The 12,288-nt window shown below is 69.4% G+C and carries 16 protein-coding genes; 3 read left to right on the top strand and 13 right to left on the bottom strand.

The window, feature by feature from the left end:
• Positions 1-12 precede the first annotated feature (12 nt).
• A complete protein-coding gene (locus AC1RAD_RS19150; protein WP_492736638.1) occupies positions 13-1,314 on the top strand; it encodes an NAD(P)/FAD-dependent oxidoreductase in 1,302 nt (433 codons plus the stop codon).
• A 3-nt stretch (positions 1,315-1,317) separates the two neighbouring features.
• Here the strand turns inward: AC1RAD_RS19150 and AC1RAD_RS19145 are convergent, their stop codons facing one another.
• The 11 genes from AC1RAD_RS19145 to AC1RAD_RS19095 all read right to left on the bottom strand — a co-directional run bounded on the left by AC1RAD_RS19145 (position 1,318) and on the right by AC1RAD_RS19095 (position 9,036).
• Positions 1,318-1,608: a copper-binding protein gene (locus AC1RAD_RS19145; protein ID WP_062475985.1), complete on the bottom strand. Its 291-nt coding sequence runs from the start codon at positions 1,606-1,608 to the stop codon at positions 1,318-1,320.
• Positions 1,609-1,655: 47 nt separating this feature from the next.
• Positions 1,656-2,105 carry a DUF411 domain-containing protein gene (locus tag AC1RAD_RS19140; protein ID WP_153282826.1) on the bottom strand — a complete coding sequence of 150 codons (450 nt, stop codon included), beginning with the start codon at positions 2,103-2,105 and terminating at the stop codon, positions 1,656-1,658.
• A 21-nt stretch (positions 2,106-2,126) separates the two neighbouring features.
• The gene (locus tag AC1RAD_RS19135) at positions 2,127-2,645 is read right to left on the bottom strand and encodes a cupredoxin domain-containing protein (RefSeq protein WP_492736637.1); all 519 of its coding nucleotides are present in this window, start codon (positions 2,643-2,645) and stop codon (positions 2,127-2,129) included.
• A gap of 33 nt (positions 2,646-2,678) precedes the next feature.
• Entirely contained in the window at positions 2,679-4,067 is a 1,389-nt protein-coding gene (locus AC1RAD_RS19130; protein WP_095948997.1) for a multicopper oxidase family protein, read from the bottom strand.
• Between the two features lies 1 nt (position 4,068).
• Positions 4,069-5,445, bottom strand: a complete 1,377-nt coding sequence (locus AC1RAD_RS19125) for a TolC family protein (protein WP_492736968.1) — start codon at positions 5,443-5,445, stop codon at positions 4,069-4,071.
• 200 nt (positions 5,446-5,645) lie between these two features.
• Positions 5,646-6,056 (bottom strand): hypothetical protein, encoded by a 411-nt coding sequence (locus AC1RAD_RS19120; RefSeq protein WP_492736636.1) that lies wholly within the window; start codon positions 6,054-6,056, stop codon positions 5,646-5,648.
• 40 nt (positions 6,057-6,096) lie between these two features.
• Positions 6,097-6,372, bottom strand: coding sequence for a hypothetical protein (locus AC1RAD_RS19115; protein WP_492736635.1), 276 nt, complete (start codon positions 6,370-6,372; stop codon positions 6,097-6,099).
• Positions 6,369-7,373, bottom strand: coding sequence for a glycerophosphodiester phosphodiesterase (locus tag AC1RAD_RS19110; RefSeq protein ID WP_492736634.1), 1,005 nt, complete (start codon positions 7,371-7,373; stop codon positions 6,369-6,371). The genes AC1RAD_RS19115 and AC1RAD_RS19110 overlap by 4 nt, the downstream gene beginning before the upstream one ends.
• Complete coding sequence (locus AC1RAD_RS19105; RefSeq protein WP_062475964.1) at positions 7,370-7,951, bottom strand: YceB family lipoprotein; 582 nt, start codon at positions 7,949-7,951, stop codon at positions 7,370-7,372. The genes AC1RAD_RS19110 and AC1RAD_RS19105 overlap by 4 nt, the downstream gene beginning before the upstream one ends.
• Positions 7,952-8,023: 72 nt before the next feature.
• The gene (locus AC1RAD_RS19100) at positions 8,024-8,512 is read right to left on the bottom strand and encodes a GNAT family N-acetyltransferase (protein ID WP_492736633.1); all 489 of its coding nucleotides are present in this window, start codon (positions 8,510-8,512) and stop codon (positions 8,024-8,026) included.
• 26 nt (positions 8,513-8,538) lie between these two features.
• Complete coding sequence (locus AC1RAD_RS19095) at positions 8,539-9,036, bottom strand: P-loop nucleotide/nucleoside kinase family protein (RefSeq protein WP_492736631.1); 498 nt, start codon at positions 9,034-9,036, stop codon at positions 8,539-8,541.
• Between the two features lie 525 nt (positions 9,037-9,561).
• Between AC1RAD_RS19095 and idi the strand changes: the two genes are divergently transcribed.
• Both idi and AC1RAD_RS19085 read left to right on the top strand, forming a co-directional pair.
• Positions 9,562-10,107 (top strand): isopentenyl-diphosphate Delta-isomerase, encoded by a 546-nt coding sequence (gene idi / locus AC1RAD_RS19090; RefSeq protein ID WP_492736629.1) that lies wholly within the window; start codon positions 9,562-9,564, stop codon positions 10,105-10,107.
• 398 nt (positions 10,108-10,505) lie between these two features.
• Positions 10,506-10,826, top strand: a complete 321-nt coding sequence (locus AC1RAD_RS19085; protein ID WP_159275929.1) for a LysR family transcriptional regulator — start codon at positions 10,506-10,508, stop codon at positions 10,824-10,826.
• Positions 10,827-10,864: 38 nt separating this feature from the next.
• Here the strand turns inward: AC1RAD_RS19085 and AC1RAD_RS19080 are convergent, their stop codons facing one another.
• Both AC1RAD_RS19080 and AC1RAD_RS19075 read right to left on the bottom strand, forming a co-directional pair.
• Positions 10,865-11,647: an amino acid ABC transporter ATP-binding protein gene (locus tag AC1RAD_RS19080; RefSeq protein WP_492736627.1), complete on the bottom strand. Its 783-nt coding sequence runs from the start codon at positions 11,645-11,647 to the stop codon at positions 10,865-10,867.
• Positions 11,631-12,284 (bottom strand): amino acid ABC transporter permease, encoded by a 654-nt coding sequence (locus tag AC1RAD_RS19075; protein ID WP_354343738.1) that lies wholly within the window; start codon positions 12,282-12,284, stop codon positions 11,631-11,633. Before AC1RAD_RS19075 ends, AC1RAD_RS19080 begins: the two co-directional genes overlap by 17 nt.
• Positions 12,285-12,288: the final 4 nt, after the last annotated feature.

Here is a 12,288-nt window from a genome sequence, read left to right as displayed (position 1 = left end):
ACGATCCCCACAATGACAGTTGCAAGAAGTTTCTCCCCCGAGGGCGGCAGCCGCCACGTGGTGGTGATCGGTGCGGGCGCGGTGGGCTGCGCCACCGCCATCGAGGCCCTGCGCGCGGGCTTGCGCGTGACGCTGGTGGAGCCCGGCGAGCCGGGTGGCCCGCAGGCCACGAGCTACGGCAACGCCGGCTGGCTGTCGTCGCACTCCGTGGTGCCGCCCGCGCTGCCGGGGGCCTGGCGCAAGGTGCCGGGCTGGCTGGCCGACCCGCTCGGGCCGCTGGCGTTGCGCTGGCGCCACCTGCCGCGCGCGCTGCCGTGGTTGTTGCGCTACCTGGCCTCGGGCTGGACCGAGGCGCGCGTGCAGCGCACCGCCGACGCATTGCGCACGCTGCTGGCCGATGCGCCCGCGCTGCATGCGCAACTAGCCGCCGAGGCCGGCGTGCCGCAGCTCATCGAACGGCGCGGGCTGCTGCATGCCTACCGTTCGCGCGCCGAGTTCGACGGCGACGCGCTGGGCTGGCGCGTGCGCCGGCGCGCCGGTGTCCAGTGGGAAGAATGGCCGGCGGACGAACTGCGCCGCCGCGAGCCTGATCTGGCCACGCGCTACACGCTCGGCATCTTCGTGCCCGAAGCCGGCCACTGCCGCAATCCGGGCGCCTACGTGGCGGCCCTCGCTCAACGTGCGCTCGACGCGGGCGCCGAACGCGTCGCCGCGCGGGCCACCGGCTTTCGCATCGAGGGCGGCCGGCTGCGCGCCGTGCGCACGGAGGCCGGCGAGATCGCCTGCGACGGCGCCGCCATCTGCGCCGGCGCGCGCTCGGGCCCGCTGGCCGCGGCGGCAGGCTCGGCGGTGCCGCTGGAGTCCGAGCGCGGCTACCACGTGGTGCTCGAAGCCGCCACGGCCGGCCCGCGCACGCCGACCATGGTGGCCGACGGCAAACTCATCGCGCACTGGATGGACGGCGGCCTGCGCGCGGCGGGCCAGGTGGAGATCGCGGGCCTCGAAGCGGCGCCCGACTGGCGCCGCGCCGAGATCCTGCACGCGCACCTGCAATCGATGTTCCCGTCGCTGGCACCGCCCGCGCCCGGTGCGCCTTCGGTGGCGCACTGGCTCGGACACCGCCCGAGCCTGCCCGACGGCCTGCCGTGCATCGGCCCGTCGGCGGCCAGCGCCGACATCGTGCTGGCCTTCGGGCATGGCCATGTCGGCCTGTGCGGCTCGGCGCGAACCGGGCGGCTGGCGGCGCATCTGCTGGCGGGCGTTGCGCCGGAGATACCGCTGGCGCCCTTCGATCCGGGGCGCTTCAGGTCCTGAGGTTCAGTTCGCCGGCGTGATCGACAGCACGGTGAGTGCGCCGTCGACCTTGTCGACGGTGAACTTCACCTTGTCGCCGGCCTTCACCTTGGCGAGCAGCGCCGGGTCGCTCACGCGGAACACCATGGTCATGCCAGTCATCTCGAGGTTCGGGATGTCGCCGTGGCGCAGGGTGATCTTCTTGGCGTCGGTGTCGACCTTGCGGACTTCGCCGTCGACCTGGGGCAGTGCGGCCTGCGCGAACGCCGCGGCAGCGAGCACGAGGGTGGAGAGGGCGGTGAGGACTTTTTTCATGGTCGGGTTCCTTCCTTGTTTGGATGGGATGAAGGGTGAAGAAGGGGTCAGCGGTAGCTCTGGAAGACGCGCGTGCTGCCATCGGCCAGCACCAGCAGCACGTCGTAGGCGTCGCGCTGGTCGCCGTAGGCCGGGCCGTCCATGCCGGGCGAGCCGATGGGCATGCCGGGCACGGCCAGGCCGACGGCCTTGGGCTTTTCCTTCAGCAGGCGCTGCATCTCGCGCGCCGGCACGTGGCCTTCGATGGCGTAGCCGCCGACGCGGCCGGTGTGGCACGAACCCAGCTTCGCCGGAATGCCGAGCCGCTCGCGCGCAGGGCCGTTGCCCTCGTCGTGCACGCGCGTGGCAAAGCCGTTCTTGTTGAGGTGCTTGACCCAGTCCTGGCAGCAGCCGCAGTTCGGGTCTTTCCAGATCTCGACCATCGGCGCGGCGGCCTGCGCGGCGAGCGGCAGGGACGCGGTGGCGGCGGCGAGTTTCAGGAGGGTTCGTCGTTGCATGGTGGGGTTCCTTTCAGTGGGTCATCGTGCGGGCGCAGCAGCGGCCCGCACGCGCACGCGGCCGGCCATGCCGAGTTCGTAGTGGTCCTTCACGAGGCAGGCGAAGTCGAAGTCACCGGCGCGGTTGAAGGTCCAGATCAGTTCGCCGGTCTTGCCCGGCTGCACATGCGCCATCCAGGGCTCGTCGTGCTCCATGCCGGGGTGCTTCTTCATCATGGCGGCATGGTCCTCGATGACGGCGGTGGTGCCAAGCACGAGCTCGTGCAGGTCCTTGCCGCGGTTCTTCAGCCGCAGGCGGATGGTGTCGCCTTCGCGCACCTCGAGGACCGAGGGCGTGAAGGTCATGTCGTCGGCCATCGCGATGTCGATGGTGCGCTTCACGGCACTGGCCTTGCCGGCGATGCCCCAGGCTTTCTGCTCGGGTGCGAGCGAGGCGGCAGCGGTGCCAGTCTTGGGTGCGTGGCTTTCGTGGGCCGTGGCGAGCGTGGTGACGGCTGCGAGTGCGATGCCGGCGACGAGGGGGGAGAAACGGGTGTTCATGAATGGAATCTCAAAGAAATTGGACAGATGCGATCAGTGGTTGTGGGCCCCATGGCCCGAGGGCTTGCGCACGGTGGCGCTGCCGCTGTCGGGGCTGGCGGGCGCGGCGCCCGTCTTGCGCGGCGCCACGGGCGCGCCGCTGGCCGACACCTCGCGCGCGACCGTGCCGGCCGGGTGCTTGAACCAGCCCGGGTCGCGGTAGTCGCCCGGCTTCTGGTCGCGCCGCACCTTGAGCAGCGTGAACATGCCGCCCATCTCGGCCGAGCCGAAGGGGCCGGTGCCGGTCATCATGGGCACGGTGTTCTCGGGAATGGGCATTTCCATCTCGCCCATGTCGGCCATGCCCTTGTCGCCCATCACCATGTAGTCGGGCACGAGCTTCTTGATTTTTTCGGCCACGCCCTTGTGGTCCACGCCGATCATGGTCGGCACGTCGTGGCCCATCGGACCCATCGTGTGGTGTGCCTTGTGGCAGTGCAGCGCCCAGTCGCCTTCCTCGTCGGCGATGAACTCCATCTGCCGCATCTGGCCCACCGCCACGTCCACCGACACCTCGGGCCAGCGCGCGGTGCGCGGCACCGGGCCGCCGTCGGTGCCCGTGACCTCGAACTCGTGGCCGTGGATGTGGATCGGGTGGTTGGTCATCGTGAGGTTGCCCGCGCGGATGCGCACGCGGTCGCCTTTGCGCACGTTGAGCGTGTCGATGGCCGGGAACACGCGGCTGTTGAAGCTCCAGATGTTGAAGTCGGTCATGGTGTTGACCTTGGGCGTGGCGCTGCCGGGCTCCACGTCGAAGCTGCCGAGCAGGAAGCAGAAGTCGCGGTCGACCTTCTCGATCAGCGGATGCTCCGCCTTCGGGTGCGTGACCCAGAAGCCCATCATCCCCATCGCCATCTGCACCATCTCGTCGGCATGCGGGTGGTACATGAAGGTGCCGGGGCGCCGCGCCGTGAACTCGTAGACGAAGGTCTTGCCCGGCGGAATGTGCGGCTGCGTGATGCCGCCCACGCCGTCCATGCCGTTGGGCAGGCGCTGGCCGTGCCAGTGCACGGTCGTGTGCTCGGGCAGCTTGTTGGTCACGAAGATGCGCACGCGGTCGCCCTCGACCACCTCGATGGTCGGGCCGGGCGACTGGCCGTTGTAGCCCCACATGTTGACCTTGAAGCCGGGCGCCATCTCGCGCACGACGGGTTCGGCGACGAGGTGGAATTCCTTGACGCCGGCGTTCATGCGCCAGGGCAGCGTCCAGCCGTTGAGCGTGACGACGGGGTTGTAGGGCCGGCCGTTGGGCGGCACCAGCGGTGGCGCGGTGGCGGTCGATGCCTGCGTCACCGGCTCGGGCAGCGCGGCCATGCTCACGCGGCTCACGGTGGTGGCGGCCACGGCCGTGGCGGCGCCCGCAAAGAAGTTGCGACGGTTCATGTCAGTGGCCTCCCGCCGCAGGTTCGTTGGTGGCCGCGGTCTGCAGGGCCGTCATGCCGCCGGGCGAACTGCCCGTGAGCACCAGTTGAAGATCGGTGTCGGCCAGCCAGAAATCGCGCTGGGCCTCCATGCCGGCGTTCACGGCGAGCATGCTGGCGCGCGTTTCGCCGAGCAGCTCCCACACGCTGGCGAGCATGCCGTTGTAGCGCAGCACCATCTCCTCGTTGACCTGCTTGCGCAGCGGCAGCACCTCGTCGCGGTAGCGGCGCGCCAGGGCGTAGGCGGTGTTCCAGCCCTGCCAGGCTTCGCGCGCCTCGCTGGCGGCGAGCACGCCCACGTCGCGCACGCGCGCGGCCGACTGCAGGTACTGCGCCTCGGCGCGGCCGCTGCGGGCCTGCCCCCAGTCGAAGATCGGAATCGGCAGCTCGAGCTCGAAGCCGCGCGTGGTCGATTTCGAGCGATCGGCGTCGTTCTCGAAGGTGGTGTTGCGCACCACGCCCAGTTCCATCGCATTGATCATGCGGGTGGCGTGCGTCAGGCCGAGCGAACCGGCCACGGCCGTGTTCTGCGCCTGCGCCGAGCGCACGTCGAGCCGGTCGCGCAGCGCCAGGGCTTGCACGTCGCCGAGCTCGGGCGCGGCCTTCGGCAGCGGCGGCAGGCGGTCGGGCAGGGTGTAGCCGGTGCGCGCGCCGCTCAGGCCCAGCAGGCGCGTGAGCTGTTCGCGGCTGGCGACGGCCGCCTGTTCGGCGCGTGCGAGCTGCGCGGACGCGTCGGCCAGCAGCAGCTGTTCGCGCGTGCGCTGCAGCGCGCTCCAGTTGCCGACCTTGGCCATGCGGTGCGCCAGTTCGGCACCGGCTTCGGTCGCTTCCTTCGCATCGCGCAGGTAGCTCACGCTCTGCTGTGCGGCCACCGCGCGCACCCAGGCGCGGCGGGTGTCGGCGGCCAGCAGCAGCACGCTTTGCGCGGCCTGCAGCTTGGCCGCTTCGTGCCGCTGGCCGGCCCAGCGCGCCTGCCACGGCAGCGTGAGCAGGCCCACCACGTTGAAAGTCAGCATGCGCTCGAACTCGCGCTCGCTGCCCTGCGCCAGCCGACTGAAGGACAGCACCGGGTTCGGCAGGCTCGCGGCCTGCACGCGGTCGGCGTCGCTCAGTTGCAGCGTCGCAAAGGCCTCCTGCACGCGCGGGCTGTTGACGAGCGCGATGCGCACGGCGGCCTCGGCGTCCAGCGGCTTGGCCAGCAGCGCGTCGACGCTTTGCTGCGAGGCGTCGTCCGGCTTGCGCTGGGCCGCGGCGCCCGCCATGAGCGGGTTGCCGTCGACCAGCGCCTGCACGTCGCCGGCGCCGCCGTCGGGCGCCAGGCTGGCGCAGCCGGCGAGCACCAACGCAGCGGTCAGCGCGGTGGCGGTTCTGAGGAATGAAAAGTGACTTTTTCGCCCGAGGGGCGGGCTATCTGTTCGATAGCGGGGGATGCCGGCATACGGCCGGCGAGCAAGGGAATTCACGAGCGATCTCCATGGGCAATACGGCGAACGCTGCGAGCCGGGAAGGGCTCACTGCGGACGGACTACGGGCAGGAAGATCAGGAAATGGGCGGCTTGAAGCCCAGGACGGGCTCGGCGCTGGCAAAGCGGGCCGCGTGCGCGGCCGGCGGCGCCTGGGGCGCCGCATGCGGGGTGTCGACCAGCGGCATGCCGCCGAGCGCCACCGTGTGGCAGACCTGGCAGGCGACACAGGTGCCGCAGTTCGCGTGGTCGGTGCCGTGGGACTGCTGCGAATCGCTGCTGCTGCCGTGCATGGCCGCCATGTCGTGGCCGGTGTCGGCCTCCATGGTGGCGTCATGGCAGTGCGATTCGGCGATGCCGTTTGCCGCGGCCACCACCGCCTCGGCGGCGGGCAGCGAATGCCGCACCATCTCGACCGCCATGGCATCGCCGAGCCAGCCGCGGATGGGCAGCAGGGCGATCATGAGGGCGAGCAGCAGGGTGCGCATGGTTGGGCGCGATGATAAACCGGGGCGGGGCGCCGGCGCCTCAAGACACCAGTTGGCCGCGGGCCTTGTCGACCCACACCTGCAGGTTGTCGAGCAGGTCTTTCTGGCTGAACGAGCAGCTTTCCTCGCTGAAAAGCGCGCTCGATTCGAGGCGGTCCAGCAGGTTCAACAGCACCTCGCCGTAGCGCGGCGGCAGGACGGCGAGCAGCTCGGTGCTGGCGCGCGCGGCCGTGGAGAGCGTGGCGACCGAGCCGCCGCCGCCTTGCAGCGCGGCGATGCCCGAGGCGATGGTGTCGAGTTGCGTCACGGTGCTCATGAGGTGGCCTTCGCTGGTGGTGGCAGTGCCAGTCCGCGCTCGCGCATCAGGTCGCGCAGCACGTCGGGGTAGTCGGTGATCAGGCCATCGGCGCCCGCGTCCATGAGCCGCACCATGTCGGCGCGCTGGTTCACGGTCCAGGGCACGACCTTCATGCCGAGCTTCTGCGCTTCGCGGATCGCGGGGGCGCCCAGGTCGGCGTGCGCCGGCGACCAGATCAGCGGCCCGGCCGATGCACCGGCCGCGGCCTTCACGAGCTGTGGCACCGAGGCGAAGCCGGTGGCGTCGAGGCCGGCGGTCCAGCGGCTGTCCTTCAGTGTGCGGGGCGCGGTGAGGTAGGCGCGCGACAGCTGCGGCGCGAGCTGGCCGACCAGCGCGAGCGTGCGCCAGTCGAAGCTCTGGATGGTCACGCGGTCGGCCATCTTCGCCTTGTCGATCTCGGCCAGCAGCGCGCGCACCATGGGCTCGGGCGCGGCGGTCTCGTCGGGCTTCGTGGGGTCGATCTTGGTCTCGATGTTGAAGTGCACCCGTGCGGCATCGGCGCCGCGCGCCTGCACCTGCGCGAACAGCGCGGCCAGCGTGGGAATGCGTTCGCCGTCGCGCGGCTGCTGCAGCGCGAACTGCTTGCCGTAGTTGCTCTCGGGGTTGAGGCGGCCCACGTCGTAGGTCTGCAGCTGCGCCAGCGTGAGCGAGCGCACGGAAGGGGCGGGCTTGGCCGTGAGCCAGGCGCCGCGCGCGTCGCGCGTGTGGTCGGCGTTGAGCGCCGTGTCGTGCGACACCACCACCACGCCGTCGGCCGTGAGCCCGATGTCGAGTTCGAGCGTGGTCACGCCCAGATTCATTGCGTTCGAGAACGCGGCCAGCGTGTTCTCGGGCGCCAGGCCGCGTCCGCCGCGGTGGGCCTGCAGGTCGAAATGCTGCTTCACTTTGGGGGCGATGGCGGCGCAGCCGGCGCCGAGCAGGGCGGCGGCGATCAGGAGAAAGGCGGCACGTTGTTTCATTTGAGTTGCACTTTGATGCCGTTGTCTTGCACCGTGATGTCGCCCACCTCGTAGGTCTTGCGCCCGACCGTGAGCTCGTCGGCCGTGAAGCTGCGCAGGATCTGGCCCTGCAGCAGTTCCTGCGCGACCACCGCGCCGACCTTCTGCAGGCGCTCGGCGTCGCGGCCTTCCACGCCCTGCAGCTCGAGCCGCTCGGCCTTGGGCTGGTCGAGCCGCAGCGCGCGTGCCGCCGCGTCGTAGCGCAGCGCGCTGCTCACCGACACCACGCCCTGCACCGGCGAGGCCGCCAGCAGCGGGCTGGCGATGGTCAGCGTGGCCGTGATGGCCGCGCGGTTGGCGCGCCCGTCCAGGCCCAGCTGCGGGTCGCGCAGCCCGACCATGAAGATCTCGGCATAGCGCTCGGCCACCGGAAAGCGCTTGGCGATCTGCGACTGCAGTTCCTCGCGCGTGGCGGTGTACTCGTTGGTGAAGAAGTTGAAGCCGGCCAGCGCCGCGAACGGCGCGGGCAGGGCGGCGGCGCCCAGCAGCGCGCGCAGCACCCGACGGCGGAAATGAGAGGGCGGGATTCGGTCGGTCATGGAGCTTGCGAGCTTGCCACAGGCGGCGATGTTCCCGCCAGCGCCGAAGGGGCGCGTCGGCGTGTCGGACGGTCAGCCGTCGATGCGCAGTTCGTAGCGCGCAAACGTCCCGCCGCGCAGGTCGATGCAGCTGTGCAGCGCGAAGCCGAAGCCTTCGTACAGCGTGCGCAGCGCGGTGCGGTCGGCCACGCAGTCCAGCCGCAGCCAGGGGCGCCCGAGCGCGCGGGCGTGGTCGCGCGCATGGCCCAGCAGCGCGCGCGACACGCCCCGGCCCGCCCAGGCGCGGCGCACGGCCAGCTTGTGCACGAACAGCGCGCTGCCGGGCGCGATCTCGGGCCAGAACGACGGGTCTTCCAGATCGAGGCGCATCACGCCGGCCCAGTCGCCGTTCTCCTTGGCCACCACGTAGCGGCCGGCGTCGGTGTCGCGCTGGATGCGTTCGAGGCCGGTGTCGGCGGCGCTCCAGAGCGGGCGTCCGCCCTCGGCGAGCCATTGCGCGGCTTCGGTCAACACGGCCGCGACGGCGGGCGCTTCGCTGGAAAGGGCGGGTTCGATGTGCATCGGCGCGCAGCTTACCGGCACCGGTGTCAGGCGTGCCGGATCACGTGGAACCCTTCCTCGGCCGTGGGCGGAACGAAGTGGCGGGTGATCAGGTCGAACTGCGCGTCGGAGGTCTCGAAGGGGTGCTCGCCTGCCGCGTTGCGCGCCCGCAGCCGCGCCTTGCAGACCTCGTCCGGCACGTCGAGAAAGTGCAGTTGGTGCGCCGCGCCGGCCTGCTCGAAGAGGCCGCGCGCCCAAGCGCGGTGGCTCACCGTGTTGGCCGGAAAGTCGAGCACCACCGACACGCCGGCGCCCAGCAGGGCGCAGACGTGTTCGCCCATCGCCTGCTTGAGCCGGCCGGCGGCGCGCACGTAGTCGGGCAGTGCGTGGATTTCACCGGGGTAGAGCGCGGCGAGCCAGGTGTCCTCACTGATGCACACGGTGGCGGGCGCCTGCGCCAGGCGCCGGGTCAGCGTGGACTTTCCGGCGCCGATCTTGCCGCAGACCATGTGCAGCACGGGCGATGAGGGGGGTGTCGGTGTCATTCGGTCTCCTGCGGGTGGGGGGAACAGACCTCGGGAGACGGACAAGAAAAACCCGCCTCCTGGGGCGGGTTGCATGGCGTGGTTTCGAACCGTGCGCTAGCTCACCCGCTCTCGCGAGAGCGGGCGAATGATCGATGCGGTGCGAAGGCGGGCCATGAGGGCGAGGTTAACCCGGCCCGGGGCGCGCGGGAAAGCGCCGGCGATCACGCGTTGCCGATGGCGCGCCATTGACCGTGCGGCGCGGGCGAACCAGGAACCACGGTTCGAAATGCGCAAGAAATACCTGTGGGGCGATTTGGGCGCATTTGTTAATCGGATTCGATATTTTTGTTATCTGTGTAATTATTTGTGTTTATTCCATTTTTTATATTCTTCGTAGATGTAATCAGTTCGAACTAATTTGAATTTCTTATTGCAGTCTGGAAAAAAATACGTGCTAAAGAAGTGAACCTGTTTTTTCGAAGCCGCCAGGCCACGGAAATCGCAGGGCCGCGAGGCTCCGGGCCCTCACTTCTGGAACAGCTCATGGACGAATTCCTGATCGCCGTCGACGCCGAAGACCGGCCGCTGCACGCGGTCGAGAAGATGAGTGCCCACCGCGAGGGCATCCTGCACCGGGCGTTCTCGATCTTCCTGTTCGACACGCAGGGCCGGGTGCTGCTGCAGCAGCGCGCGCTGGGCAAGTACCACTCGCCCGGCCTGTGGAGCAACAGCTGCTGCGGGCATCCGCGCCCCGGCGAGGACACCGGCGCGGCCGCCCTGCGGCGGCTGCACGAAGAGCTGGGCCTGCGGTGCGCGCTGCAGCCGGTGACGGCCTTTCTCTACCGGGAGGCGGTGTCCGCGGAACTGGTCGAGCACGAGTACGACCATGTGTTCGTCGGCATCGCGCACGACCTGCCGCAACCCGACCCCGGCGAGGTGCGCGAGTGGCGGTGGCTGGCCTTGCCCGACCTGCACCGCGAACTGGCGCGGGCCCCGGCGCACTTCACCATCTGGCTGCACCGCATCGCCGAGCGCTTCGGGCCGGAAGGCCTGGGGGCCTGGCGGGAGCGCGCATTGACGGCGCATTGACGCGCGGCCCCGGCCAGGCCCGCAAGGCTCACCGATTCCCGTGGCTTTCGGCCGAATTGCACCTACCACCAAAGTTCTATATCAAAAAATTTCTCTTTAACAGGAACTGCAATTGCACTAAATTCTCAATTCACTCCCGGCGATGCCTTACAAGCCTGGGAGTCGGTTAATTCAAGGATTTGATGAGAAGGAATCACCTCTGTTGAATTGGATTGGATCCGTGGTTTGCGTCCGTGGTCATGGGAATTCACGCAATTAGAATTCCCCGTTGCGTGGCCTTCTCGCCATTCGATGCGATTGAATTGCTTTGAAAGAAGGCAGACATGAAGCAGAAGAGCGAACAGGCCGCGGTGTACCCCTGCACGTCCACAACAGCCCCCGGCTGAAAGGTGGCTGCGGTGTTGCGCATCACCTTCCGGCAACTGGAGGCCTTTCACTGGGCCGCGACCTTGGGCTCCGTCAACGCGGCGGCCCGCCACCTCTTTGTCAGCCAACCGGCCATCACGGCCCGCGTGAGGGAGCTCGAAGGCATCCTCGGGCACGCGCTGTTCGCGCGCAGCCAGCAGGGCGTGCAGCTGACCGCGGCCGGCGACGAACTCTTCCAGCAGGTGCAGCAGCTGCTGAAGGCGGGCGAAGAGGTCGAGCGGCGCGGCGGGCGGCTGGTGCCGCCGCTGGCCGCGGGGCTGCGGCTGGGCATCGACGAATCGCAGCACCTGTAGCGGCGGCCGCTGCTGCCGCTGCCACGCGCGCGGTCAGGTCAGTCGTGCAGCGACGACAGGAACTGCTTCAGCTCGGGCGTCTGCGGCGCACCGAACAGTTCCGCCGGCGGGCCCATCTCGTGCACGCGGCCCTGGTGCATGAAGATCACGCGGTCGCTGACCTTGCGCGCAAAGCTCATCTCGTGCGTGACCATCAACAGCGTCATGCCTTCGTCGGCCAGCGACTCCACCACGCGCAGCACCTCGCCCACCAGCTCGGGGTCGAGCGCCGAGGTGATCTCGTCGCACAGCAGCACGGCCGGTTCCATCGCGAGCGCGCGCGCAATGGCCACGCGCTGCTGCTGGCCGCCCGACAGCTGCTCGGGCATCGCATCGAACTTCTCGGCCAGGCCCACGCGTTCGAGCAGCTTGCGCGCCTGCGAGGCGGCTTCCATCGACGATCGCTTCTTCACCAGCGTGGGCGCGAGCATCACGTTCTTGCCGACCGTGAGATGCGGGAACAGGTTGAAGCCCTGGAAGATCATGCCCACGCGCTGGCGCAGCGTGCGCATGGCCATCGCGCTCTCGTGCAGCAGCGGCTTGCCGTCGACCGTGAGTGCACCTTCCTGGAACACCTCGAGCCCGTTGATGCAGCGCAGCAGCGTGCTCTTGCCCGAGCCGCTCTTGCCGATGATGGCGATCACCTCGCCGCGCTTCACGTCCAGGTCGATGCCCTTGAGCACCTCGTTCGTGCCGTAGGACTTGCGCAGCGCCGTGATGCGCACGATGGGCGCGGCGAACGGTGCGGCTTCGGGTTGGGTTTGTTCAAGCACGGCGGCCATGGGTCTTCCTCTCGAGGGTCTTGGCGTACAGGCTCACGGGGAAGCACAGCACGAAGTAAAGCAGGGCCACGCAGCTGAACACCACGAAGGGCTGGAAGGTGGCGTTCGAAATCATGCTGCCGGCCTTGGTGAGTTCGACAAAGCCGATCACCGACGCCAGCGCCGTGCCCTTGATCACCTGCACCAGGAAACCGACCGTGGGCGCGATGGCGATCTTCACGGCCTGCGGCAGGATCACATGGCGCATCTGCTCGCCGAAGCTCAGCGCCAGGCTGCCCGAGGCCTCCCACTGGCCCTTGGGGATCGAGGCCACGCAGCCGCGCCAGATCTCGGTGAGAAAGGCGCTGGTGTAGAGCGTGAGCGCCACGCTCGCGGCGGTCCACGCCGACACGTCGATGCCGAACAGCGCGATGCCGAAGTAGGCGAGAAACAGCTGCATCAGCAGCGGCGTGCCCTGGAACAGCTGCACGTACAGGCCCACGGCCCGCTGCGCCGCCTTGCCGCCGCGCAGCCGCGCGAACAGCAGCAGCGCGCCCACGAGCCCGCCGCCGACGAAGGCAATGAGCGAGAGCACGACGGTCCAGCGCAGCGCCATCAGCAGGTTGCGCAGGATGTCCCACAAAGAAAAATCGACCATGGTG

The sequence above is a fragment of the Variovorax sp. GW823-FHT04B03 genome (assembly GCF_058796495.1).
This window is presented reverse-complemented; position numbering and strand designations above follow the sequence as displayed.